Origin of the sequence: Streptomyces sp. NPDC006294 (genome assembly GCF_042870895.1) — a bacterium.
Taxonomy (GTDB): Bacteria; Actinomycetota; Actinomycetes; order Streptomycetales; family Streptomycetaceae; genus Streptomyces.
Genome location: NZ_JBIAHV010000014.1, coordinates 1 through 26,255, shown reverse-complemented (window position 1 = coordinate 26,255; position 26,255 = coordinate 1). Strand labels below are relative to the sequence as shown.

At 70.2% G+C, this 26,255-nt stretch carries 18 protein-coding genes; 14 read left to right on the top strand and 4 right to left on the bottom strand.

Going from position 1 to position 26,255, the window contains the following annotated elements:
• Positions 1-98 precede the first annotated feature (98 nt).
• The gene (locus tag ACFYOP_RS24435; RefSeq protein WP_356893699.1) at positions 99-974 is read right to left on the bottom strand and encodes a peptidoglycan-binding protein; all 876 of its coding nucleotides are present in this window, start codon (positions 972-974) and stop codon (positions 99-101) included.
• 218 nt (positions 975-1,192) lie between these two features.
• On the opposite strand from ACFYOP_RS24435, the gene ACFYOP_RS24430 reads away from it, so the two are divergent.
• The 13 genes from ACFYOP_RS24430 to ACFYOP_RS24370 all read left to right on the top strand — a co-directional run bounded on the left by ACFYOP_RS24430 (position 1,193) and on the right by ACFYOP_RS24370 (position 22,970).
• Positions 1,193-2,296 (top strand): hypothetical protein, encoded by a 1,104-nt coding sequence (locus ACFYOP_RS24430; RefSeq protein WP_356893701.1) that lies wholly within the window; start codon positions 1,193-1,195, stop codon positions 2,294-2,296.
• Positions 2,297-2,353: 57 nt separating this feature from the next.
• Positions 2,354-3,133 (top strand): BTAD domain-containing putative transcriptional regulator, encoded by a 780-nt coding sequence (locus ACFYOP_RS24425; protein ID WP_356893703.1) that lies wholly within the window; start codon positions 2,354-2,356, stop codon positions 3,131-3,133.
• A gap of 113 nt (positions 3,134-3,246) precedes the next feature.
• Entirely contained in the window at positions 3,247-3,936 is a 690-nt protein-coding gene (locus ACFYOP_RS24420) for a hypothetical protein (protein WP_356893705.1), read from the top strand.
• A gap of 17 nt (positions 3,937-3,953) precedes the next feature.
• Positions 3,954-4,670, top strand: coding sequence for a peptidoglycan-binding protein (locus ACFYOP_RS24415; RefSeq protein WP_356893707.1), 717 nt, complete (start codon positions 3,954-3,956; stop codon positions 4,668-4,670).
• 10 nt (positions 4,671-4,680) lie between these two features.
• A complete protein-coding gene (locus ACFYOP_RS24410) occupies positions 4,681-5,373 on the top strand; it encodes a peptidoglycan DD-metalloendopeptidase family protein (RefSeq protein WP_356893709.1) in 693 nt (230 codons plus the stop codon).
• A gap of 82 nt (positions 5,374-5,455) precedes the next feature.
• Positions 5,456-6,916 (top strand): Yip1 family protein, encoded by a 1,461-nt coding sequence (locus tag ACFYOP_RS24405; RefSeq protein ID WP_356893711.1) that lies wholly within the window; start codon positions 5,456-5,458, stop codon positions 6,914-6,916.
• A gap of 710 nt (positions 6,917-7,626) precedes the next feature.
• Positions 7,627-8,661 carry a hypothetical protein gene (locus tag ACFYOP_RS24400; RefSeq protein ID WP_356893713.1) on the top strand — a complete coding sequence of 345 codons (1,035 nt, stop codon included), beginning with the start codon at positions 7,627-7,629 and terminating at the stop codon, positions 8,659-8,661.
• Positions 8,662-8,755: 94 nt separating this feature from the next.
• The gene (locus ACFYOP_RS24395; RefSeq protein ID WP_356893715.1) at positions 8,756-9,979 is read left to right on the top strand and encodes a hemopexin repeat-containing protein; all 1,224 of its coding nucleotides are present in this window, start codon (positions 8,756-8,758) and stop codon (positions 9,977-9,979) included.
• A complete protein-coding gene (locus ACFYOP_RS24390; RefSeq protein WP_388452754.1) occupies positions 9,952-10,326 on the top strand; it encodes a hypothetical protein in 375 nt (124 codons plus the stop codon). Before ACFYOP_RS24395 ends, ACFYOP_RS24390 begins: the two co-directional genes overlap by 28 nt.
• Positions 10,327-10,356: 30 nt before the next feature.
• A complete protein-coding gene (locus ACFYOP_RS24385; RefSeq protein WP_356893719.1) occupies positions 10,357-11,424 on the top strand; it encodes a WD40 repeat domain-containing protein in 1,068 nt (355 codons plus the stop codon).
• A 6-nt stretch (positions 11,425-11,430) separates the two neighbouring features.
• The gene (locus ACFYOP_RS24380) at positions 11,431-14,325 is read left to right on the top strand and encodes a DUF6603 domain-containing protein (protein WP_356893721.1); all 2,895 of its coding nucleotides are present in this window, start codon (positions 11,431-11,433) and stop codon (positions 14,323-14,325) included.
• Positions 14,326-14,401: 76 nt separating this feature from the next.
• Complete coding sequence (locus ACFYOP_RS24375) at positions 14,402-16,921, top strand: hypothetical protein (RefSeq protein ID WP_356893723.1); 2,520 nt, start codon at positions 14,402-14,404, stop codon at positions 16,919-16,921.
• A gap of 31 nt (positions 16,922-16,952) precedes the next feature.
• Positions 16,953-22,970 carry a hypothetical protein gene (locus ACFYOP_RS24370; protein ID WP_356893725.1) on the top strand — a complete coding sequence of 2,006 codons (6,018 nt, stop codon included), beginning with the start codon at positions 16,953-16,955 and terminating at the stop codon, positions 22,968-22,970.
• 69 nt (positions 22,971-23,039) lie between these two features.
• Here ACFYOP_RS24370 and ACFYOP_RS24365 read toward each other — a convergent pair whose 3' ends face one another.
• The 3 genes from ACFYOP_RS24365 to ACFYOP_RS24355 all read right to left on the bottom strand — a co-directional run bounded on the left by ACFYOP_RS24365 (position 23,040) and on the right by ACFYOP_RS24355 (position 25,686).
• Positions 23,040-23,255: a hypothetical protein gene (locus tag ACFYOP_RS24365; protein WP_356893727.1), complete on the bottom strand. Its 216-nt coding sequence runs from the start codon at positions 23,253-23,255 to the stop codon at positions 23,040-23,042.
• A 423-nt stretch (positions 23,256-23,678) separates the two neighbouring features.
• On the bottom strand, positions 23,679-24,644 hold the full coding sequence (locus tag ACFYOP_RS24360) for a pirin family protein (RefSeq protein ID WP_356893729.1): 966 nt from the start codon (positions 24,642-24,644) through the stop codon (positions 23,679-23,681).
• Positions 24,645-24,741: 97 nt separating this feature from the next.
• Positions 24,742-25,686, bottom strand: a complete 945-nt coding sequence (locus ACFYOP_RS24355; protein WP_356893731.1) for an AEC family transporter — start codon at positions 25,684-25,686, stop codon at positions 24,742-24,744.
• A gap of 351 nt (positions 25,687-26,037) precedes the next feature.
• Here ACFYOP_RS24355 and ACFYOP_RS24350 point away from each other — a divergent pair.
• A partial coding sequence (locus ACFYOP_RS24350) for a transposase (protein WP_388452748.1) occupies positions 26,038-26,255 on the top strand: 218 nt, incomplete at its 3' end.

The following is a 26,255-nucleotide window of genomic DNA, read 5'->3' as shown; positions in this document are numbered from 1 at the left end:
ACCCGGTGATCTCCGGAGTGGTGTCCGGGCCCGGTGAACGCCAGGGCCCGGTCCGGACCTCGGACCAGCCGCCGACCCCGGACCGCGGGCGTCACCGCTCAGATCCCCAACACGGTGAAGCCCGACTCGGAGAGCCGTGAGCCCATTGCGGCGAGAGTGGCCGGATCGCTGGAGGATCCGTTCTGGTCGAGTCCGGTGTCACCCTGGAACTTGCGGACCGCAGCCCGAGTGCGGGTCCCGTCCGCTCCGTCCTGCGGTCCGGGGTCGTATCGGAGTACGAGCAGTGCGCCCTGCACACCGAACACGTTCGACAGGTCGAGGGCCAGTCGATCCGTGGGAAGGCCACGGTCCTCTACGGCCCGGGCGAGCAGGAAGTGCGCCCGGTCGAGTTTGTTCCGGATCTTGATGGTGCCTTCGTCAGGGGTGAAATGGCATTCGTCGGCCGCACCATTCCAGTTACGCTCCGACACGTGTCCCTGGAACTTGGGGAACTTGAACGCCGGTCCCAGCGCCCAGCACATGCTCAAGGTCGCGAGCTGTGCGTTGGCGGGCCAGGAGTCGAAGTCGGTGAACTCGGGGCGCTGGGTGAGGAACGACTCCATCTGATCCAGCTTGGCGAACACATGGCGGTCGATCTCGCCGGCCTCCAAATGCAGTGAGGTGAAGGGCGGCTGAAAGGCTCTGTGTCCCTGCCGGGCGAGATCGAGACGTGCCTTGACCTTGTCCCACTCCGAAGCTACGAGGTCGGCCGACGCCGGAGAACCGCTGCTGTCCAGCCATCGCAATTCGTTGACCAGAGCCAGGGAGGCGGCCCGCTCCGCCGGACTCGCAGGAGAGTTGGGCGCGGCGGTCTGGTCGATCTTGTTGCCGATCCCCGTACTCACCCACCCTTTCTGATCGAGATACATGAAATCCACTCGGCCTTCGAGGGGATTGTTGAATGCGATCCAATGGTCGCGGACGATCTGATGCACGGTGTCAGCCTCTCTGTACCGCGGAGCCGCGTCTGTACCGCGAAGTCGGGAAATCGGTTCTCAGCGTCTGCCCCTCCCGGTCTGTCTGCAACCCGGGTCACAGTCCTACCTCATGACCGGTCCGGCGACGCCCCACCGCACCGGACCCGACCTGAGTTGCTTACCAAACCCCGCAGGAGTTCACTGAAATTGAGGTGTCCGCCAAGGAGGATGAACCCATGCTGGATGACAGGGGTGGCACAGACCCCGACGTCACGGTCAAGGGATCCTCCTGGTATCAGCGAGCCAATGCTCACGTGGCGCATCTCCAGGGGCAGCTCAACAGGTTCGAAGAGCAACGAAAGACTGGGGGCGGCATATCTGCCGACGATGCCAGAATTGTGGCCACGGCGAATGCTCACCTTGAGGCGGCCCGGAAAACACTGTGGGACTGCTCCTGGCGGCAACATCTTTTGGGCGCATCGGCCGACAGGGCTTTGGCGAACATGCACGAGGCAGAAGTCGCCCTGCTCAGGGTGGCGCCGGAGAGTGAGCTTCACGACAAAGGCTTGTATGCCCTCTCGCATGCCAAGCTGCACCTCTTGCATGACGACGTACTTTTGCAGCAGCTGACCGCCGCGCTGCACAGTCCGCCGAGGAGAAGGTTCGGCGGCGGCCGTCGGCGGAAGTCGCTGGGGTCGAACGGCCGGGAGTTGGCAGCCCTCACGCTGCACGCCGCCTATCAGGCAGAGGAAGCAGAACGAGCCCGCGTTCGGAGCTTTACCCAAATAGTGGTCATGGCTGCCGGAGCCCTCTGGTTGATAGCCATTTCCCTGGGGGTCTGGGGGATCCTCGCCCCGGATGTCGCGGAGCGCGTCTGCTTCACCAACACAAGGGCGACACAGGATGGCGGGGGCGCGACCAGAGTCTGTCCCCTCGGGGAGAGTCCGAAGGCGGCAAGCATCTTTTTTCTCGAATTCATCGGGCTGTTTGCGGCAGCCGTAGCGGGGGCTGTGTCCTTGAAGGGCGTCAGAGGCACCTCGGGCCCCTACCACGTAGCAACAGGGTTGATAATCCTGCGGCTACCCGTCGGAGCCTTGACGGCCGTGGCCGGGATTCTCTTGATGAGTGGCGAGTTTCTACCCGGCCTCACCAACCTCGATACGTCGACGCAAGTGTGTGCATGGGCCTTCGCCTTCGGAATCCTGCAAGAGTCCGTCACTCGAGCAGTCGACCGGCAGGGCCAGCACCTGATCGACAACGTAAAGGCGCCGGGCAGCAATGTCGGAGACGCCGAAAAGGAGAACAGACGCGTACGAGCGCAAGGACCGGCCGGCGGATAGGCAGACGGGTACGGGCAAAGCACCCCGGGCGCAGGGTGACGGTCCTACAAGGTACTGATGAGCGAGGCGATCAAACCAGTGTCCCCGACCCCTCGAGTGTGGCTGCTCGGCCAGTTCCGACTTGAATTCGGCGCCCGTCCCGTCGAACTGTGCCGGAACGCCGAGCGACTGGTGGCCTTCGTGGGGCTGCGTGGACGAGTCTCCCGCACGGTACTCGCCGGCATGTTGTGGCCCGAGGTAACAGAAGAGCATGCCCGGGGCAGTCTGCGTACGGCGCTCTGGAAATTGCCGCGCAATGATCAGCCCCTGGTCAAGGGCTGTGGGGACTGGCTCGTGGCCGGGGAAACAATGCAGGTGGACGTTCACACATTCACCGAGACGGCACTCGGCGTCGTACAGGGCTACGGTTCACCGCTTCCCGGTCACCTGCTGCTGGGAGTGCTGGAAGCAGAGGACCTGCTGCCCGGCTGGGACGAGGACTGGGTGCGGCTGGAACGTGAACGTCTGCGTCAATTGCGGTTGCACGCCCTCGACGCGCTGGCCGAGACCCTCGTCAGGCAGGGAAAACCGGCACTGGCGCTGGAAGCGGCGTGGGCGAGCGTACGCACGGAACCGCTGCGGGAGAGCGCCCATCGGGGCGTCGTGTCCGTGCACCTCGCGGAGGGCAACCTCAGCGAGGCGGTGCACCATTACCAGGCGTTCCGGCAGTTGTTGAATGAGGAACTGGGGGTTGAACCGTCCCCTCGGTTCGCCAGGATGCTTCCTGTGCACCGGCAGGGCCACGCTCCTCGCGACCACCGTGAGCCGTGGTCTCCCGGGCATCCGACGACTCGTTGACGCTGGGGTGACAGCAGGTCCGTAGCCTCGGATGTGACGGCGCGCCGGCATCGACCGTCCGCCATGACTGGTGGGCAACCGGGCACCGGGCCGACATCGACTAGGAGGCCACCATGTCGTGGCGCGTCGCGAACAGCCTGGAAACCCTTCGGCGGCAGCTCGACGCCCGATTCCCCGGACGCAGCCTCGCCTCCGACGGCGGCATCGGAGACCAGGCCCACTGGGCGCGCGGCAGCGCGAGCGACCACAACCCCTGGTTCGGGCCCGGCATCGTCACCGCCCGCGACTTCACGCATGACCCCGCTCATGGTCTCGACATCCAGCAGGTGGCCGACCAGCTGCTCGGCACCCGCGACCCGAGGATCAAATACGTCATCGCCAACAGCCGGATCGCCACCAACCGGAGCTGGCAGTGGGAGCCGTACAACGGTCCCAACCCGCACGACAGGCATTTCCATCTCTCGGTGGTGGCGGACGCGCGCTGCGACGACGCGCAGGACTGGAGCGCGCCCATTCTGGGGGAGGCGCCGGTCGACGGCGACGGCGACGCCACGGAAGGCAACTTCGTCACATGGGGGACCAGGGTCAATGTACGGGCGGAGCCCCGTCTCGGGGCACCCGTCGTCACTGTGCTGTCCGGGCCGACGCGCGTGCTGGTGCAGTGCCAGACGCAGGGCGACACAGTCAATGCCTCGGGACTCATCAACAACGCCTGGTCCTTCGTACCGGCGCTCGGCGGTTATCTCTCCAACATCTTCATCGACCACCCGGACGCCTGGCTTCCGGGCATCGGTGAATGCTGAGCTGGACGGGAGCAGTCATGGTCGCCCTGTCAAGCGTCCGCTTCGGCCTGAAGAACGAGGACGTCCGCACGGTGCAGAAAGCCCTGATCGCCCGGGGCCGAAGGATCCCGGACGGAGCCACCGGGCTCTTCGGCGAACAGACCAAGGCCGCCTACCGTGCCGAACAACTCGCCCAGGGCTTCAAGGGGGCGGACGCCGACGGCGTACCCGGCTGCACTTCCCTCACCACACTGGGCCGTCACGCCGGCTTCTCCGTCGACTGCAGCGCCGCACTCACCGGCGGTGGCGGTGGGCTCAGCCTCAGCCAGGTCACCTACCACGACCCCGACGACGGCGTCGGCGAGGCTGCCATGCGGCGCTACGCCAAGAAGGCGTGCGAGCTGACGGGCATGGATCCGTGGTTCGGCGTCCCGGCGTTGACCACCATCACCCGGCGAGAGTCCCTCGACAACCACCCGAAGTTCCGGGTGAACCTGACGGACGCCAACGCGCGGGGTGGACGCGCGCCGGACGGCCACCCGAAGAACTGCTCACGCGGCGCAACGCAGTGCGTCCCACCGACATTCGCGATGTACCACCAGGCGGGCACAGCCACCACTCCCTACGACGTGGTCGCGGACATGTGCGCCACGATCAACTACGTGCGCGACCGCTACCACGTGAACCGGTCCGGCTCCGACTTCGCCACCCGCGTTCAGCAGGCGGACCCGAACCGGCCTGCCCGCGGATACTAAGGAGACCGTCATGGTCGCACTCTCCAACGTCCAGTTCGGCAAGAAGAACACGGACGTCCACACGGTGCAGAAAGCCCTGATCGCCCGGGGCCGAAAGATCCCGGACGGAGCCACCGGGCTCTTCGGCGAACAGACCAAGGCCGCCTACCGTGCCGAACAACTCGCCCAGGGCTTCAAGGGGGCGGACGCCGACGGCGTACCCGGCTGCACTTCCCTCACCACACTGGGCCGTCACGCCGGCTTCTCCGTCGACTGCAAAGGTGCCCGCCCTGCCGCCGGCCGCGCCAGCCCGCCGGCCAAGGGACGCGTGACGTCACCTGTGCCCGGCCACAAGGTCACCTTCGAATTCTTCTCACCCGGCCCGTACGCATGGAAGCCGGACGGCACCGGACGGCACACCGGCCAGGACTTCGCCGCCCGGTCGGGCACTCCGGTGGTAGCCGTACGCAGCGGCACCATCGCCTGGTCCAACGGCGAGGGGGGCGCGTACGGCCAGTGGATCGGACTGCGTGGGGACAACGGTCATGTCTACACGTACTGCCACCTGTCACAGCGCCAGGTGAAGCCCGGCCAGCAGGTCGCCGCGGGCCAGCAGATCGGAAAGGTGGGCAACACAGGGAACTCCACCGGCCCGCACCTGCACTTCGAGATGTCGAAGGGCCGTGAATGGCGTTACGGCCAAGTCGCCAAGCCCCGATACTGAAGGCCGGCCCCGGCGGCCTGGTGCTGCGCTGGACGGTCCAACCTGGTTTGCACGCACCCGGGGCGAATCTGATCGTGGCCCCATGAACAGACCGAAGGTGGTGGTGCAGCCACCGGACGGCCGCGGCCTGCGCGAGGTCACCACGGGTGGCAAGAAGGTAGGCAGCGCCTGGTCACTGCGGGGGCTGCGAAAGGTTCTCCGACGCCTCGGTCACCCGGACAACGTGGATGTGGAAGACCGGTCATTCATAGTCTGGCTCGGCGGAGACAGCAGGACCTGGCCCGCCCGCCCATGGCGGAGGCGCTCGACCATCGCTCTCATGATGGCCGGCCTGCTGGGCTCCATGGTCCTGCTCATTGCCGTAGGGATGCCGGACGCCATCGGGGCCCTGACTTTCGCCGGGCGTGTCACCGGGTTCCTGTTCGCCTTCGCGGGGGCAGTGCAGGGCGTGGCCGCACTGGCGGTGCTCGACTACTGGGGAAAGCGCCAGCTGAAGTTCTCCGGCGCAGTGGTCCTGCTCGGCGTTTTCATTGGACTCGTCGTCAATGGCCTGCTGCTGTCCATGTGGCTCCAGGAGAGAGAATACACGCCCTATGTGCTGACATACCTTCCGCTCTGGTGCTGGTCCCTGTGGGCGATGCAGTCGCTCATCAGAGAAAAAGCATGGAGAGGGATTCCCTACCCCAAACAATTTGCGGCCGGTGTGACGGCAACAACTCTTCTGGCCACCTTGAACCTGGCGTATTCTGCACTCTATCAACCGACGTCCGCTCCGGTCCTTTTCGAGCTGGAGGTGGAATTCGGGACGCCGCAGTCCGATGCGAAGCAGCCGCTCATCCATCTCCCCGTGACCTTCCGGGCCCGAAACTCCGGAAAGGTTCCGGCCTACATCATCAGCGACGGTTTCGGGGTCTACGGGACCTCTGCGAAGTACGCGAGCGACGGTAGCGGGCTGATGGACTGGAGGAAGCTGTCGGGCGCCACGACCGATGAATCAAAAGTAGGGCGTTACGTGAAGTCTCCCATCCGGGAGACGATCAGCGCCGGACGATTCTACGGACCCGGCAACTGGCTCGAGCCGGGCGAGCAATACGTCAAAGAAAGAGTTGTGCAACTGCCCAAATCCGCCACGTACGACGTGATCGAGTCCGATTTGACCATGACCATCATGCGGAAGGACCGCGGGAGAATCGATGATGATTTCACAGTCCCGCATTATTCCTGGCACACAGACGACAAGCAGTTCTACTGTCCTCCCATCGAATGCGATGACCACATCATCAATCGCGGCAGAGTCCTTCACAACAACAATATGATCAACGTGACTCGCCAAGCCAGACACGTGGTGTCCTACTACGGGTGGACGGGGTCCAGCGCCGACTTCCAAGCATATATTCTGTCGTACGAGCCCCGCGAAGTCCTGCGCTTCAGGAAGGAGGCGGCGGAAGAGGATGAGCGAGAAAGGGAGAGATACGGCGTCGCGCTCACCAAAACCATGGCCGCGATCCCCTTCGCACAACTGCTGCGGCCGAACGGAACCTAGCCTCTTCTCCGCCAAAAGCGCGACGTGCCGGACCAACCGCCGGGCCGACTGACGGCGACATGTTTGGCCAGTCACACATTTTCCTCTTCAATCAGTGGCGGCATACCCGTCGCGTTGCAGGATGCGCCATACGGGTAAAGAGTGGAAGTCAGATCGCTCATGCACTGTTGAGCCGCAGATCTCCGGTGGGAGCCGTTCTCTCTCCCAAGGGGCCGGTCCGCAACGGACCAGCCGACACCACCGAAAAGGCGCATCTGGAACCAATCATGGCCACAATCGCCCGGCGCAACCTCATCCGCGTGGTCGGAGCAACCGCCTTGGCGGTCTCGCTCGTACTGCCGGCCGGCTTGGCAAGTGCAGCGGCAGCGCCTCGAACCGGCACCGGGAGCACGACGGCAGCACCCGTTCAGACAACGCCTCCTCCTCCGGAGCCGGACGACCCGCCCCCGCCTCCGGGAACCCCCACAGCGCCTCCCTCGGAGCCGGACGACCCGCCCCCGCCGGAGAACACGCCCCCTCCGGGCGACACGCTCTCGCCGGGCGACACGCTCTCGCCGGGAAAGACACCAGAGCCTGATCCGCCGTCAGTGGACGTAGGCCCGGGGCGTTCTGTCTCCGAACAGCTGACAGAGCAGAAGAAGGAGGTTGAAGCAGCAACGACGGACCTGAACACGGCCGGGCAGAACGCCCCTGAGGAGCTCGTGCCGGCCATGCAGCAGCTGACTGCGACGCTCAAGGCGGTGAAGGACCCGAAGACGTCACCGCAGGAGCGCGGAGAGGTCACCGGAATCGCACAGCAGGTGACCTCCGCGCTGGCGGTGATCAGCAACCCTGAGACGCCTCCTGAGACGCGGGAGCAGCTGACGGTGATCGTGCGGCAGGTCGCCTCGGCGCTGGAGGGGAGCCACGACGCGCAGGTGCCGGCCGAGCTACGGGCGACCATCACCTCGACGTTGGAGCAGGCGACTTCAGCTCTGGGAGTGATTGGCGATCCTGAGACGCCTCCCGAGCTCCGGAAGCAGCTGAACCTGATCCTGCAGCCGCTGACCGCCGCACTGGCTCCAGGAAGCGATGGCGTGCCCGGCCGATCAGCGAGGACCGTCCCGGAGATCGCGCGGGTGGCGGGGCCGGCGGCGGACGTGGCCAGAGCGACAGAAATGGTCAGCGACCCGAAGACGCCTCCGCAGCAACGGCGCGAGCTCGCGAGGGCCACAGCTCGGGCCGCCTCGTCCCTGCCGAAGCTGGGTGATCCCGAGGGGTCGAAGAAGGATCGGGCAAAAGCTCAGGAGGTCTTTCGTCAGCAGACCGCAGAGATGAAGGAGAAGCAGGAGGAAGCCGCTTCCGCACAGGATGTACCGGACGTACCGCTCGGCGAGGCAGCCGAGGTGTGCACCAATGCCATATTCACGACCGTGTCCGATCGTGCTCTCGGATGGAGTCTTAAGAACCTGCTTCCCCCGAAATGGGAAATCGAAGGGGTCAAGGACTTCTGGAAAGCGCGCGAGGAATCGGCCGACTCCCTCAATGTCATCGCGCAACTGCGGAACGGAGCACACGCCGATGCGCCGTTCGACGTGGGTCAGCTCACCACTCGCCTCGCCGAACTCATACCGGCGAGCAGCCTGTACGGGAGAGTCGGCACCCCGGCACTCCATTGCCTGCAGGCCGCTTGGCACCTCGACCAAGCAGGGGTCACGGCGGGGACCTGGGCCGAGATGGCCGTGGAGAAGAAGGGGGGCAGCTAGACCGGGCTGCCGCGACAGCAGACAGCGGCCACGGAACTCCGGAGCGCCCGTCGGAGCCAACCGAGTGGACCTCCTGCTCATGGAAGGAGCAGCTATGGCATCCGTACGGACAGTGTTCTTTTTCCGTGGCGGCAAATACGTCCGCTACGAGATCGATGCGGCGACCGGCGAGGAGACGGTCAATCACGACTTCTACCCGCGCGGCGTCGCAGAGGCATGGACCGCGATGCCCGCATCGTTCACCCACGGCATCGACGCTGTGGTGACCTGGCCGGACGGCTTCGCCTATTTCTTCAAGGGTCCGCGATACGTCGGCTGGGACGCCACCGACGAGACCGTCGACGCCGACTTCTACCCGCATGACACGGCCGAGCAGTGGCCGGCCCTGCCCGCGTCGTTCGCCGCCGGGATGGACGCGGCGATCAACTGGGGTGACGGCCGGGCGTTCTTCTTCAAGGGGTCGAAGTACGTCTGCTACCACATCGCGAAAGACTTCGTCGACCACGCCATCTACCCCCGCGACATCAGCGAGGGCTGGCCGGACTTCCCCGCGGCGTTCATGTCCGGCGTGGACGGCGCGGTCAACTGGGGAAACGGGTCGGCATACTTCTTCAAGGGCGCCAGTTACCTGAACTACGACATCGAGAACAGCGTGGTGCGCCCGGGTTACCCACTGCCGGTCACCGCGCCGGGGAAATGGCCGGAGCTGGTCCGAGCAGGTTTCACCGGCCCGATCGACGACGTGATCGAGTGGCCGCAGGCCGATGTGGCGAGCGTGGACGTTCCGGCAAGGTTGTCGAGTTGCAGCAAGCGGACACAGCCCAACGTGCGGTGCGGCGGTGAGTTCGACATGCACGCGGTGTTCACGGACGCCGACCCGTCGGTACCGGCCTGTGGCGAGTACCGGCAGTTCGTCCGGGGCGAGCTCGAGGTGAACGGGCAGCCGGTGGCGTACATCACCAAGGAGAACGGGGTGCCGTCGCCACGGCTGATGCGTTCCCGCCCAGGGCCTGGTTCCACCGACGACCATTTCACCGAGGACGGACAGGCCGCCTCGAGCCCGTCCAACCCGTTCCATGTCGATCTGGACTACGGCCACCGGAACGCCTCCGTCGGCAATGAGAACCGCAACGACATGTATCTGGTCAAGCGGCGCTCCGGGACGGAGTACCTGGGCAGGGACACGCCGGGAGGCGCCGGGCCACCCGGCACCTTCTACCGGATCGATGTCGATTTCCGCGGGCAGCTCATCGATGTGTGCAACGGCGGAACCGTACTGTTCACCCGGGAGTGGACCGTGAATTGCAGGGTGCCGTGATGAGCCCCATGGTTCCGGATGCTCCCCGACTCGCCGGTGACTTCTGGGTGTACCCCTCTCTCGGCGAGGTGGCCGACGGTTCGGTGCGCGTCAATGTGGCCATCGCGGTGGAAAAGTCGTTCGATCTCGAGGACACCGACGTCGGCGTGGAAATCGTCGCAGGCGGGCAACCCCTGAGCCTTGCCGAAGGGCCTGCCCCCGGACCGCTGCCGGCCATCGAAATGGTCGGTGCCAACGCATACGCGCTGTACCGGTTCAACAATCCGGACAATCTCGGCCCGACGACGGTGACGGTGACCGTGCGCGGCGGGAGCGCGGTCTTCGAGCTTTCGCTGCCGATCGTTTGAGGGACGGTCCGGTACAAGGAGGAGCTGGTCATGAGTCAGCCGGGCACCGTGGCGCTCACGGTCGAACATGAGGGATCGGTCCAGGCGATCGCATTCACGCCCGACAGCACCCGGTTCGCCAGCGGCGGCAGCGATTCGGTGCTGCGGGTGCGCGCGGCCGGCGTCGGTGCTCCGCTGGACGTGCCCTGCGAGGGGTCCGTGACCGGCATCGTGTTCGGTCCGGACGCCGCGTCGTTTGCGGTGGCCGACTTCGAGCAGGTGTTCCTCCGCTCCAGCTCGACGGGTGCTGTGGTCTGGCAGGGTCCCATCGACCCGGGCAGCTCCGTGAACACGGTGGGGTTCAGCCCTGACGGCAAGGTGGTCGCGACCACCGACGCGGCGGTCGTCGTACTCGATGGTGCGACCGGGGCTTCATCGCGGCGGATCGCCGTCGACACGCCACAGATCGCAGACGTCGACCTCAGCCGGGACGGCGCCCTGGTGGCGCTGGCCATCGACGAACGTCACGGTGGTGACCACCGGCACGCCGGGTCCGCGCGGGTGCTGGAGCTGGCCACCGGCGCCGAACGCGGGCGGCTGACTCCGGACGACGCGGTACTCGCCGTCGCCTTCAGCCCGGACGCCTCCCTGGTGCTGTGCTGCGCCGCCGACGACACCACCCGGATGTTCCAGGCCGACGACGGGGCGCAGTTGTGGCCGACCGAGGACGAGGTCGACGAGCAGGTCACCGCCCCGAACTGCCTGGCGTTCGACCCGAAGGGCAAGTGGACCGTGGTGGGCGGCTCCGACGGGTTCGCCCGGGTGCTGGAGGCGGAGTCAGGGGTGGAGAAGTGCCGGGCGCCGAAGCTGGCCCCCGGTCTCCCCGACCCCGGATTCGGTGCCGTCACACATGTGGCGTTCAGCCCGAACGGAAAGGTGGCGGCCAGTGCCTCCATCGACAACGTGGTGCGCCTGTTCAATCTGGACGGCAAGGAGCTCTACGCGGTGACCACCGACGAGGTGCTGGCCATGGAGTTCAGCCCGGACGGCCGCTGGCTGGGACTCGGCTGCTTCGGCCGTGCGCTGCTGATCGACAACGGCGAACTCGGGCTCGGGTGAGCCGACATGGACCCCGTCGAACTCCTGCGCCAGGTCACCGACCAGCTGCGCGCACTGGCCCAGAACGCGGTGGAGGGCCTGGTCCGCGAGCTGCCGGAGGAACCGTCGGCCGCCGGAACCGTACTGGCCGGACGGCTGCTCGCGGCACACGACCGGCTGCCGCCGGGGAACTCGCTGGTGGATCTGGTGAGGGAGATGCTCGGCGACCTGGACGCCGGCTCGCCGGTGCGGTTGCACGGGTGGCGGCGGGCGCCCGAGGCGCCGCTCGGTGTGGCCCTGGTGCTGACCGACCCGTCCGGCGCGGCGGCCGGACGTGCGGTGCTCGGGGTGACCCCGGGCGGGCCGTTGTTCGACGTGGTGGTCACCCGGGGGGCGGCCCTGTCCATACCGCCGCGGGCCACAGGCCCGTGGAGTGCACAGGCCACGATCGCCGCGGTGGACGGCTGGGATGCGGCGTTCGGTCCCAGCCTGCCGCCGTCGCCGCCCGGCGGCACCGCGGCGTTCCAGTTCCAGCGCACCGGCCGGCTGGCCGCCGGGATGGCCGACGGGCCCGGGATCAGCGTCAACGGCATCGCGATCACCGTGACCGCGAGCCCGGACGCGCCGTCGGCCGTCGAGGTGGAGCTGCGCGAACTCGCGGCCGCCATCCTGCCGGCTGCTCTGGCCGAGCTGATCGGCGTAGGGAGGGCCAGGCCGATGGCCGGCAGTTCCGGGTCGGTCACGGTCACCCTCCGTGCGGACCGCGCGGGTGGGCTGCGCTTCGCCCGCACCGGCGCGCTCCACGCCGCTCTGCCACTGCATCTGAACGCCGCAGGTGTGCAATCCCGGGGCGCCGCCCTGGAACTGACCTCCGACGGCGGCGAGCCGCGGCTGGCGCTGTCCGTGTCGGTCAGCGCGGGCCTGCCCGGGCTGCCGCTGCGCGTTTCACTGGACAGGGCCGGCATCGACCTGCCGGTGGTGCTGTCGCCGGCGACCCGGCCGGGAGTCGATCCGCAGCGACTGCGCCAGCTGTTTCCGGACGGCATCGGCACCGAACTCGAGCTGCCGCCGGTGTCCGGCGGCGGCGTGGTCCGACGCACCTCCGACCAGGGCTACGCCGGGCTGATCTCGATCGATCTGAGCGTGCTGCAACTGCAGGCCGTCGCTCTGTTCCGGCCGCCGGTCGCAGGCGCCCAGACCAGCTTCCTCGTGCTGCTCGCCGCCAAGTTCCCGGATCCCGGTATCCAGCTGGGGCTGGGGTTCGCGCTGGACGCGGTCGGCGGGCTGGTCGGCGTCAACCGGCGCGTGGACGTCACCGCGCTCCAGCAGCTTGTCTGCGACGGCAACGCCGACCGGGTGCTGTTCCCGGACCAGGCGGTGGAACGCGCCGGGGAGATCGTCGAGTCGCTGGCCTCCGTGTTCCCGGTGGCCACCGGGCGGGTGCTGGTCGGGCCGATGGTACGCATCACCTGGGGCGGGCGGATGGTGTCGCTCTCCGGCGCACTGATCCTGGAACTGCCCGCCCCGGTGCGCGCGGTGCTGGTGGGACGGCTCCTGATCGCCCTTCCCGACCCGGTGGTGCCGCTGATCCGGCTGCAGGCCAGTGTGCTCGGCCGGATCGACACGGGCGTGCCCGAATTCGAGCTGCTGGTATCGCTGGCCGGGTCGTGGATCGTCGGACTGGCCGTGCGCGGCGAGATGTACCTGCTGTTGCGTGGTGGTCGGCGTCCGGAGTTCGTCATGTCCGCCGGCGGCTTCCACCCCCGGTACACCCGACCCGCCGGGGTGCCCGCGCTGCGCCGGCTTCAGGTGGATCTGGCCCCGGGCAGCGGCTTCGGCCTGCGCATGGAGGCATACTTCGCGGTCACCTCGAACGCGGTCATGTTCGGCGGCCAGGTGCAGCTCGAGGCGATGATCGCCGGCTGCGGGGTACAGGGCTGGCTCGGACTGGACGCGCTGTTCGTCTTCGACCCGGTGTTCGCGTTCGCGGTGCGCGTGCGGGCCGGAGTGGCAGTGCGTGCGTTCGGCCGCCGACTGGCCAGCGTCGGCCTGGACTTCACCTTGGAGGGCCCGGCGCCCTGGCACGCGTTCGGCACCGGCAGCATCTCGGTGCTGTTCTGGGACGTCGAGCTCGACTTCGACATTCGCTGGGGGTCCCCGCCGGCGGTCACGCCGCAGGCCGGGCGGGATCCGCTCGAGCCGTTGCGTGCCGCTGTCGGTCTGGCGAAGACCTGGGTGGCGGAACGGCCGGCAGCCGAACGCACCGCGCTGGCATTCACGCCCGCGGCGGTCGAAAAGCTGGCCAAGGGCGACATCGTGCACCCGGACGCCACCCTGCGGGTCAGCCAGAAGGTGGTCCCGCTGGGCGTGCCGATCTCCCGGTTCGAGCGTCGGCCGGTGCCGGTGCAGAAATGGACGATCAAGGAGGTGACCGTCGGCACGCCGCGGGCAGCCGACGGTCTCCCCTCGCTGCCGGAGTGGTTCGTGCCCGGCGAGTTCTTCGACCTCACCGAGGACCAGCAGCTCACCGAGCCCGCATTCGTCAGCCGCGCCGGCGGGGTGGAGGTGGGCGCCGACGCCATCCGGCTCGGCGCCGGGCACCGGGTCGACGACGGCTACGAGACCGGCTACGAGCCGCGCCTGCCGTCACGGGAGTTCTCCCTGTGGCCGGGGCTCTTCCGCCGCGAGGCGGTGTACGAGCTCGGCGCCGCCGAACGGCTGCAGCGGTGGCGCGCACCCGAGCCCGCCGTCCGGGTGCGCCCACCGACGATGAGCGTGGTCGCCGCCGACGACCTGCACCCCGTGCTCGACGACGTCTCGCTGGTCAACGCCACCGCGGACGCCTGGGAGGCGGTACGCGGGCAGCTCGGCGACCCGCACGCCCCCGTTCAACTCGTCGAGAGCTGGGAGCAACGCACATGAGCCCCCTGGTGAGCACCTGGCCGGCGACGCCCCGACGACACACTCCGGGTTCACGCGGCCCGAGCTGGAGCGACGCATGAGTACTCGATGGTTCTTCTCCTCGGCGCGAGTCGGTGCGGCGGCTTCGGCGAGGGGGCAGGCGCTGCCGACGTCGGTGCTGCTCGGGCGCGAGATCGACGGCGAGGAGAAGCGGGAGCCGGTGGCGGGACCGACGCTGACACTGGTCGGGGCAGGCGATGTGCTCGGCTTCGACCGGACGATGGTGCTGCGCGAGGAACCGCGGCCCGGTTCGGCTCCGGCGGCGGAGAACGTGCTGGCCAGTGTCGAGCTGGCGCACGCCGACCTGCCGTGGCTGCTGTCCCCGGGCGAGGTCCCGACGCCGTCCGGACCGACACCGCTGCCGTGGCTGGCATTGATCGTGCTGGCCGAGGACGAAGCGGCCGCACCGCGCGCCGCGCACCCGCTGCCGGTGCTCACCGCTCCGGTCGCGGCGCTGCCGCCGCCGGCCGAGCGGTGGGCCTGGGCACACGTGGAGGCACGCCTTCCGGACAACGTCACCGAGCTGGGCGCCGCCCAGCAGCTCGCCGCGCAGGGGGTGCGCAACCACTCTGCCGACGTCGTCGCGCGGCTGCTGTGTCCGCGCATGCTGAAGCCGGATCGCGGCTGGATCGCCGCCGTGGTGCCGGCCACCGCGGCCGGCCGGGCCGCCGGCCTCAACGCGCCCCTGGTCGGAGCGGGCACGGCGGACGCCTGGACGGCCGGCGACGGCGTCACCGTCGACCTGCCCGTCTACCACTGGTGGACCTTCCGTACCGCGAGGGCGGGCACCTTCGAGGAACTGGCACGTCGGCTGCGGTTCCGGCCCGCCGCCGAGGCCGGACTCGGCACCCGGACCATCGACGTCGGCCGGCCGTGGCCCGCCGATGAGGAGACCGGGCCGGCCAGTACGGCACTGGACGGGGCGCTGCGGGTACCGGGAACGACGGCACCCGAGGTGTGGTCGCACCCGGCCGCGCAGGAACGGTTCCTGGCCGCCGTCCGAGAACGTCTGGACGCTCCCGCCCGGCGCCGCGCCGAGGCCGGGTCTACCGTCGACGACCACGACACCGCTGCCGTCGCCCCGCCTCTCTACGGCAGCCACCACAGCGGCCGGCAGACCGTGCCCACCGACCCGAACAGTTGGATGAGCACGCTCAACCTCGAGGTGCGCCGCCGGGTGGCCGCCGCGCTCGGCGCCCGCTACGTGCAGCTCGAGCAGGAGTTCCTGATGGCCCGGGCCTGGGAGCAGGTCGGCGAGATCCGGCAGGCGAACCGGCTGCTGGCCGTCGGCGAGCTGGCCGGCGCGGCTGCGGAGCAGGCCCAGCGCAAGCACTTCACCCCGCTGGACGTGGCCGACCTGGTCACCGTCATGGCGCCGGTGGGCAACCGCATGCCGCTGTCCGACGCCGTCGCCGGTCCGGTCGGAGCCCCGACGACCCTGGCCATGATGCTGGCCGCATCCCCCGTGCCGACCGGGGCGGCCGACACCTCGTTCGTCCGGCTGACCCGCCGCACCGGCGCACTGGCCCGCCGTGCCGACCGCGTCGCGACCGGCGACACGTCTTTCGCCGAGGGGGCCAGGCCGGTCGTCGAGCAGCGGCTGAGCGACATGGGTGTGATCGACGCGGAGACGCCCGAGGCCGGCCTGACGGGCGAGCTCCGCTCGGGGGTCGGCCCGCGGCGGCTGCAGCTCCTGCGGATGACCGACCGCATCCCCGCCGAGTTCTGGGCGCAGCGTACAGAGGACGACGCCCGCCCGCTGCGGCCGATCATGGCGCACCCGAAGTTCACCGTGCCGATCGCCGAGGAACTGCTGGCCCGCTGGCCCGAGTGGGCGATTCCCGGGATCGGCGCCCTGCCGTCGGACTCGGTGACGCTGCTGGAGACCAATCCGGAGTTCGTCGCCGCCCTGCTCGTCGGGCTCAACCACGAGTTCAACCAGGAGTTGCTGTGGCGGGAGTTCCCCACCGACCAGCGCGGTACCCCGTTCGCCCGGTTCTGGCCCGGCGAGGAGGCGGACGTCGACGAGATCGCCCGCTGGCCGCTGGACGCCCTGCTGGGCAGCGGGCTGCGCACCGGCGGCGAGGGCAGCCTGGCGCTGCTGGTGCGCGGTGAGCTGCTGCGCCGGTTCCCAGGTACCGCGCTGCTCGCGGTACGCGGCGAGGAGGGCAAGCTGCCCGCCGCGTTCGGCGGGGTGCCGGGCACCCCGCTGGCCCTGGACGAGTCCACCGTGCTCTATCTGTTCGCCGGCATCGACGAGCATCGGGCCCGGGCCGAGGACTGGTTCTTCGTGTTCCGCGAACCGATGCGCGGCACCCAGTTCGGATTCGACTCCGGTGAGCCCATTCCGGTGGAGACCTGGGCCGACCTCACCTGGAGCGGCGTCACCGTGGACGCCTCCAGATGCGTGCGCCTCGACCCGGCGCCCGCCACGCCGAGCAGGCCACCGACGGCCGATCCACCGGTGTGGGGCCGCGATGCGGCCGACATGGCCCGCATCACCTTCCAACAGCCGTTCCAACTGGCCTTCCGGGCCACCATGTTGCTGGGCAACTGAGCACCGTGTCGAGGACAGGAGCACACCGGACATGACCGAGCCGTTCGCCGCCCGCGCGCAACTGGACCGAGCACGTGCCGAGGCGGACACCGCACAGGCCCGCGCGGACGAGCAACTGACCGTCGTGCGGCGGCTTCAGGACGCCGTCCGGGTCGGCGACGAGCACGCCACGCCCGAACTGCTCACCGCCGCAGAAGCGGCCCAGGCAGAGCTGCAGCGCACGGCCGACCAACTGAACAGCTCGGTCAGCAGCGCCGGGGAGGAACTGGCCGGGGCCCTGGCCGCCGGCACCGCGCTGTTCCCCGAGGACAACACCGCCCCGATCGCGCTCCTGCCGGTGCGGGTGGAGACCATCTGGTGGGAACCGGGCACACTGCGGGTGCGGGTCTACCCGGACGACATCCTGCTGTCCCAGTTCGACCCGGAGCTCACCCCTGCGGAGGCAGCCGCCTCCACCGAGTACTGGCAGGACCCGGGCCCTGAAGCATGGCAGAAGGTGCTCACCCTGCTGCGCCCGGCACGCGCCGCCTGGGCCGTCCGCGCCTGCCGCCCCGGCGCCCCGGCGCCGGCGCTGCACCCCGACGACCCGAACGAACGCCGGCGGCGGGTGGTCGCGATGCCGAAACGCTGGCGCTTCCTCGGCCTGGCCGACGGCCAGGTGGTGGTGGACAGACTCGGCCGTCCGGTGCCTGACCCACTGCCCATCAGCATGCTGCGCGCCGATGAGGAGGGCTGGGAAACCGACTGGTTCGAGGCGGTCAAGGCGGGCATGGGTGTCGAGCTGACCTTCACCGACGGCACCGATCACCTGGACGAGTTGCTGGTCGTCGGCGTACGCGACGACTCGGCAGTGGACGGTGCCGCCCGGCTGCGCGACTTGTTGCACGGTCACCGATTCGGCGGCGGGCTCGGCATGCTGCCTGCCGGTACCCCGACCAACAACACTCCGCGTGCCCGATCCGGCTGGTCCTCGGCCCCGGCCTACCCCGGGCCGGACCCAGACGCGGAGCCGCCGGCCGGTCAGCGGCAGGTCGCCGACGCACTCACCGACGCGCTCGGCCTGCCGGACGCGGGGTTCCTGCGCGGTTGTCCCGGCGCCGCCGACGCGGAACCGTCGGCCGTCGCCGCGTTGACCCTCCTCACCTGGCCGACGCTGGGCAAGGGGTTCGCCGAGGCTGCGGCGTCCCACCTGGACCTCGGCGCCCAGCACGTCAGGGCCGTCGACCCGGCCGGGCCGTGGCGCGCGGTCCGGGACCATCTCGCCGAGCATGTCCGCAGTCGGGGGCCGCTGCCGATGCTGCGGGTCGGCCGTCAGCCGTACGGAGTACTGCCCGCGACCGCGCTGGGCGACTGGCGCGCCGGGCAGGCCGGCGGCGTGGATGCGCTGCTCGCGCCGTGGTTGCAGCGGCTGCGGGACCGCTGGCGCGGGGTGCTGAACGACGAGGAGTCCATCCCCCGAGTGCGCTCCGACACACCGGTCGATCAGGTCGCGGTGGACGCGTTGCAGCGGCTCCCAGTGGCAACCGGCCTGGCCATGCGCCGAATGGACGGCCCCGGGTTCGCGGTGCCGAAGACACCGCGCGACCAGCCCCCCGCTCAGCTCGGCCTGCCCGGCCTGCCCCCGGACGGCGTGCTGCGCTGGACCACTGGCTCCGACGGCTGGACCGATCTCGGCTGGGGCCTGGACGAGGCGACCGGTATCCCGGCGTTCGTGTCCCGGCTCACCCCGGACCCGGTGGGCTTCCCGGCCCGGGCGTCGGCCACCGCTGACTACCTGGCCGCGGTGCGCGCCTTCCTGGCAGGCGAGTTGGACGCCGAGAGCTACGACCGCGCCTGGCCGGTGGAGCTGTCCTCCGGCCGGGAGACCCCGCCTCGGCCCAGCACGTTCTTCGACCTTCCGGCCGTCGGCGGGGAGGTGCCGGACGAGGGCGGCGAGCCGCCCGAGGACAGTGCTCAACCCCCCGAGGACGGTGCCTTGCCGTCCGAGGACGAGGGAGTACAGCCGGAGGCTCCGCCGGATGCCAGTGGGCTGCTCGATGCGCTGCTGTTCCTCCCCAACTGGGCGTTCCCCGACGACGGTGAGGACGACCCACTCCGCCAGGCGCTGGCCGCCACCAGCGACGTCGACCAGTTTGTGGCCGACGTGCTGGAGGGTTCGGCCGACAGCGATCGTGCGGAACGGGTCGCGGCCGCCACCCGGGCCACGGCCGCGCTGCCACGACTGGAGCAGGCGCTGCGGACACTCGCCGCCGTACCGACGACCCGACTGCCCGAGCTTCTGCTGGAGGTCATCGACGTCCACTCGCACCGGCTGGACGCCTGGATCACGTCACTGGCGTCGCGCCGGCTGGCCGAGCTGCGGACATCCGGGGTCGCCGGTGTCCGGTACGGCTGTTACGGCTGGGTGGAGGACCTGCGGCCGGCGGTGCCGAGGGAGCAGGTCGAGATCGAGGTGGACGACGAGGCCACCACTGCCGAGGTGTCGGGGCAGGACGGCTACATCCACGCGCCCTCGCTTCAGCACGCGGCGACCGCGGCCGTACTGCGCTCGGGCTTCATCGGCCACCCCGGCGAGCAGACCTACGCGGTCAGTCTCACCTCCCGCCGCGCCCGGATCGCCCGCTGGCTGCTCGGCGGCGTGCGCCGAGGTCAGAACCTGGGGTCCCTGCTGGGCTACCGGTTCGAGCGGTCACTGCACGATGCGGAGCTGGACCACCTCGTCGAGCGGTTCCGCCGCCAGTTCCCCCTCCCCGTCGTGCCCGAACCCGAAGGCGGGGGGGCTGACGCGCCATTGTGGGCGCGCAGCGCGGAGGCCGTCTCCGCGCGCAACGCCGTCGATGGGATGGCCCTGGTGCGGGCCGGTACCGGCGTGCTCGATCTGCCCAGCGTCATCGATGGCGCACCGGTGGTGCCGTCGGCCGACCACGGGGCGGTGGAACCCCTGCTGCACGACCTCGCCGACGCACTGGACGCGGTGGGCGACCTGGTGATGGCCGAGAGCGTCCACCAGTTGGTAGGGGGCAACCCGATCCGTGCGGGACTGACCGCCGACACGCTGGGCCGTGGTGAGGACGTGCCGGACACGTTCCATGTTTTGCGCACACCGCGCCGGGCCCGGGCGTTGACCCATCGAGTGGCCGCGCTGCTGCCCGACCTACCGGTCGGGGCGACCGCTTGGCCCGCCGACCCGGTCGCCGCGCTGCAACCGGCGGTGGAGGCTTGGGTCGCGCACCTGCTCGGCCCGGCGACGGGCTGGACTCTGACCGGCGTGCTGGGCGGGCCCGGGGAGGCCCCGGGCGGCGACCGGGACCGCGGGCCCGAAGACCCGGGTAACGGCCGGGCGTTCGAGATCACCGCCGACCGGATCGGGCTGGGCGCGCTGAGCACGGTGTTGGAAGCGGGCGGCGACCACGCCCGGCTGCGCCGGGCGGTCCTGGACGCCGAGGGCGCCCCGCCGGACACGCCGGTCGCCTTCACCGGTCCCGGCTGGACCGGTCTGCGCGGCAGGGCGGTCCGGATCCGTTCGCTGCTGGCCACTGCCCAGCCGCTGCTGCCGGCGCACCTTTCCGAGAACCCGGGCGACCGCACGGTCGAGACGACTGATCTGCGGCGCCGGCTGGCGGAGTTCGCTGCCGACCCGCTGGTCTCCGCGCACCCCGGCGCGGCGGCGCTCGGCACCCTGGTGTCGGAGCCGGCCGGACCGGGCGCGGCCGAGGGCTGGCTGTCCCGGGCACGGACGGCGCTGGCCGAGGTGCTGGGTGCGGAGGTCCCGCTGCTGCCCGCGCTCGTCCACGCGGTGCCGGCCGGCCGGGGCGACCTGCCCGGCGCCGATGTCGGGGACTGGTTGCGGCGCAACGCGGCGGTGCGGCCGGTGGTCCATGCCCTGCACGAGACGCTGGTGCTGGCCGGGGCCCGGGCCGGACGGGTCGAGCGGCTGCGCGCGGCACAGAGTCCGGACGGCGAGGCCGACGCCTGGATCGGTGGCACCTTCCCGGCCGGGCGACGGCCGCGGGCCACCGCACACCTGGTCTGGCACGCCCCGGCCGACGCCGCGCCCGGTGCGGCCATGAGCGGGCTGCTGCTCGACGAATGGATCGAGCTGCTGCCCGGTTCGGACGTGCTGCGCCCGGCCACCACCGAACCCGGGCCGCCGGCCGGGTCTCCGCCGGCGGCCCAGGCACCGACGGAGACCGAGCTGACGGGCATCGCGTTCCACTACGACCGGCCGGACGCCAAGGCACCGCACAACGTGCTCATCGCGGTTCCCCCGGACCTGGATCGCGGCTGGACCTCCGACGGCCTGGTCCAAGTGCTCCGGGAGACTCTGGAACTGGCCAAGCTGCGCGCCGTCGACCTCGCCGACCTGCCGCTGCTGGACGATCTGATCCCCGCTGTCCGGATCTCCCCGCAGGGGGCGACCGGGCAGGCGCTGTCCGGGATCGAGACCCGGCGGCCGAACACCGACCCGGAGGGGCCGTTCCGACTGGAGTCCGGGCACCGTACCGGTGACGTCGAATCCGGCCTGGCCGCGCGGGTGCACGACCCGCTCTGGCTGCTCACCCGGCAATGGCAGTTCGGAGAGTTCGCCGCCCAGGACGCCGGCTCGCCCGCGGTGGTCCGGATGACCGGCGACAGTGCACCGATCGACGCCTGGCGGCCGGCCGGGGCCGCGGACTGGGTGCCCTACGACCCGCGCCTCGGTCCGCTGGACGTCCAGGTCGAGGACGAACCCGTCCATGTCGACGAACGGCTGCGCGCCGAGGGCGGCGCCGCGCTGCTGCGGATGTGCGACGACGCCGGGCTGCTTTCCGCCGCCGTCACGGCACTGGCGCCGCATCAGCTGCCGGCCGGCGAGTCCGACACGACTCTGGTCGGCCTGCTCGACGGCCGGGTGCCGGACGCGGTGTCGGTGGCGGCAGCGCTGGACGCGGGCACGTTCGACGGCGGAGCGGACCCGGGGCTCGGTGAGGTGGCGGGGCGCTGGCGGCGCTGGTGGACCGGGCAGCTGGCCGAGCGCGGCCCGGACTGCTTCGACCCGCACCGGTTCGAGTACGCCGCCGAGTTGTCCGCCGGCGGCACGGTGCTGCGCGCCGAGGAGTACCTGGGCGACGGCCTGGACTGGTACGGCCTGGACGTGCACCCCGATCCCGGCAGCGAGGCCGCGCCGCCCGGACCGCGGCACACCTTCACCGACGAGGGTCTGCCGTCGACGGTGCGCTACGGCGGACTGCCGGCCGACCGGTTCTGGGAGATGGAGGACGCGCGGGTCGACCTGGGTTCGGCGGACGTGTCCACGCTGGACACCGGCCGGCTGCTGCTGATCTCGTTCGCGACGGTCTACGGCAACGACTGGTTCCTGGTGCCGCTGGAAGTGCCGACCGGCTCGCTGACGGTGCTGGACCGGCTGCTGGTGCGGGATGTGTTCGGCCGTCACCACTTGGTCCGACGAGCCGGCCGGGACGACCCGTCCTGGTCGATGTTCGGCCTGCACAGCCCCGACCCGGATCACCCGGCGGCGTCCGGGCTGCTGATGCTGCCCACCGAGCGCGGCCAGGTGGGCGAGGTGCTCGAGCACGTGGCGCTGGCCCGTGACGAACTGGCGAACCTGGCCTGGGCCGTACAGCACCGGTACACGGACGGCCGGGGTGAGCTGATCGACCGCCGGGACCGGTGGGCGCGGACGGCGGCACGTCCGCCGGTTGCGACCGGTGAGCTGCCCGCATACGGGGTGCAGACGGTGGTGCCGGACTACTGGTTCCCGCTGGTCCCGGAGGCGGTCAGCACCGCGGTGATCCGGTTCCGGCTGGCGGAGCTGACCGGTCCGGGCCTCGACTCCCGCCCGGAGGGTCGGTTGATCACGCCCGGACTCTGGGTCCACGAGGAGGAGGTACCGCGCGACGGGGTGACCGCGACACGCCGCCCGGTGCTGGCCCGCTGGTTCGACGGCTCCTGGCACAGCTGGGTGCGCAGGGAAAAGGCCCCGGGTACCGGAGAGAGTTCCAGCGGGCTCGCTTTCGACACCGTTCGGCCGACCGAACCCTGGCCCTGAGAAGCAGCCGCACGCCGGGCACCGGCCGTCCGGCCACCGAGCAGGCTCCCAAGGGCCGGCGTTCGGCTCCTACGCGAGGCCTGTGAACAACCCCACCCCAGCGCCCTCATGGCCGCCGCCGGCATCGTCCAAGAAGGCGACGTCCTCCTCCAGACCGTCGCGCAGCCCTTCGATCTCCCGGCCGGGGCTGACGAGACACGCCACGTCGTAGGTGAATTCGACGCCGCGATCTCGCGGATGCTGCCTCACCGGCGGCACCCGTCTGAACTCGCTTAATCGGGTCATGCCCCGACCGCAGAAGCGGCCTCGTCCCGAACCGAGAGGAAGGCGAGACGGCGTTTTGTCGACTAGCTACAAGCCGCCGGGTCGACGCAGGCAGGGGTCTTCACGTTGCCATCACCGGGGGCGCAAATCAGGACACTGCCTGCGCCGCACTACGCGGCAGCCTTGCCAGGGGCGCTTCGGCCGACTCGTTCTCGAGGCCGCACCGGCACATGGACGGCCACCCAGTAACTGACTACCCATCAGAAAGTTGGCATTGAATCAGCCTTCGTGCCGCCAAAGGTCATCACACCCTGCGCCACATGACAGTCGGTCCCGCGTTTGCGAGACTCGCTCCCAGGACCGAGTCAGCGGCTGCGACCAATTCGGAATCGGAAGACTGACGAAGTCGGCCCACCCGATGCCGGTTCGAAAGCTGACCTCAGCTCAGCGCACCCTCCCCCGCGCCTTCAGCGGCGTCGCCGGCAGCTCCGGCGCCGGAAGCGGAGGGCCGTCGTAGCCCTTCACCTCACCGAAGCGGCTGCCGTTCATCCAGTCTTCGCGGGCCTGTGCGATATCCTCTTGGGACCGTCCGATCCAGTTCCAGAACATGATGATCTCCTCCTCGAACGGCTCGCCGCCCAGCAGCATCAGCCCGGCGTCGGACGCGGCGCGCAGCGGGAGTTCGGTGCGGCCGCAGCCGAGGTAGAGCATCGAGCCCGGGAGGACCGGGACGCCGTCGACGTGGGCCTCGCCGGACATGGAGAGCACCGCGTACTCGAAGTCCGGGTCGAGCGGCAGGCTCGCCTCCGTGCCCTCGGCCAGGGCCAGATCCGCGCCCACGATCGGGGTGTACGCGGTACCCGGCGACGTCGCTCCGTCGAGGGTGCCGAGGACGACCGTGGCGGTCAGGCCGGGGGCCGTGACCTGCGGCAGGTCGGTGTGGTGCTGGAAGTGCGGCTCGGTGTGGCGGTGTTCCGCGGGCAGCGCCACCCACAATTGCGCGCCGTGCAGGAAACGGGCGTGGGGGCGGGGGCTCTCCTCCGAGTGGCTGATCGCCCGCCCGGAGGTCATGAGGCCCAGTTCCCGGGGACGGATCGTGGCGAGCACGCCGGTGCTGTCGCGGTGCAGCGCCTCGCCCTCGTGCAGCCAACTGACCGTCTGCAGGCCCATGTGCGGATGCGGCGGCACCTGCATGCCGGGTTCGTCGGCGATGTCGTCGGGGCCGTAGTGGTCGACGAAGGCCCAGGCGCCCACCATGCGCCGGCCCAGGTTGGGCAGGAGGCGGCGGACCTCGGTGGACTCGCCGAGCGGAACGCGCCGGGGGCTGAGGAGTTCACGGACGGGCTCGGCGACGACGAACCCACGACCGCCGCATACGGAGAGGCCGGCCTGACGATCGAGATTGCTCATGGGACCCAACCTATTCCCGTACGGGCGCCGGAAGTCCATCCTCCCCCTGCGGGTTCGCCACCCGTCGCCCGGTGGTGCCGGGCAGCCGCCGTCCTGATCAGGCGAGGAGCCAGGTGATCACGGTCAGGGAGCCCATGGACAGCAGGGTGGACAGTACGACGGTGTCCGAGACGAGCCGCGTGTCGAGGCGGTACTGGGACGCGAAGATGAACGCGTTCTGGGCCGTCGGCAGCCCCGCGCAGAGCACGACCGCGAGCAGGTCGTGGCCTTCGAGGCCGAACAGCCGGCGGGCGAGCGCGTAGGCGACGAGCGGTTGGACGACTGTCTTGAGGGTGACCACGACGTACCGTTCGGCACACGCGCCCCGTGCGGCCTCCGCGAGCGGCGGGGCGGCCGGACCCGTCCTACGGGTGTCGAGCGACATGCCGAGCGCGAAGAGCGCCGCGGGGACGGCGGCGCCGCCGAGCATCTGGGCCGGCCCGGTCACCGCCTCCGGCAGACGCAGGCCCAGTGCGGCCACGGCCACGCCCGCCGCCGACGCGGCGATGATCGGGTTGCGCAGGGGCAGCCGCAGCAGGCGGCGTCTGGCGCCCGCGCCGGGCCTCGCGTCGAGGTCCAGCAGGGTCAGGACCAGGGGGGTGACGATCAGGGTCTGGAAGAGGGCCGCCGCGACCGCGAACGACGCGTCGCCCAGGACGTGCACGGCCACCGGTATGCCGAGGTTGGCGGAGTTCACATAGGAGCCCGCCATCGCGGATATCGCCCGCTCGGCCCGCTTGCGGCGGAACAGCCGGCGGCCGATCAGCAGGCCGAGCCCGAACATGATGAGCACGCTCGCGGCGAAGACCGCCACCCCCGGGTTCGCCAGGTCGGAGACACGGGCGCGGGACAGGGTCACGAACAGCAGCGCCGGCATGGCGTACGTGAAGGCGAACCGGCCCAGGACCGACTGCCCGTGCTCTCCGAGCACGCCGAAGCGGCCGGCCGCCCAGCCGAGCGCGGTGATCACCCAGATGGGCAGGAAGCCGGAGAGCACGGTCACCGCGCCAGCATGCCCGAGGGTGATCAGGGTCTTTCGGCCGCCCCCGGGGGCGGGAGGACTCCGCGGGAGACGCGCCGCGGTGCCCGGCCGCACCCGGCGGCAGGGACACCCCCTCAGCCCGCTCTACCTTCTTGATCGGGTTGATCGAGCCATTCGTAGGGTTGGGTCGCCCAGGGGTGCTGGGTGTGGCTATCAGCCCGCTGCCGTCTCGTGGCTCACCAGGCTTCGCCGCCCGGCACCCTACGACGACTCGGCCGCCGATTAGGAAGTGCGAACCAGTCGCTGTGTAGAGCAATGCCGGCGAGGTCGTCCGTGGCACAAAGAGGTACGAACGAGCACGTCAGGAGCGCGATGAGCCAGGTATGGGCGGGGATCGACAGTGGGAAGGGCCACCATCACGGCCTCGTCCTGGACGCCGACGGCAGGACGCTGCTGTCGCGACGGGTCGCCAACGACGAGCCCGAGCTGCTGAAACTGATCGGTGACGTCCTTCACCTGGCCGACGGCCGTGAGGTCACCTGGGCCGTCGACATGACCGGCGGAGAGCCCGCGCTGCTGCCGGCCCTGCT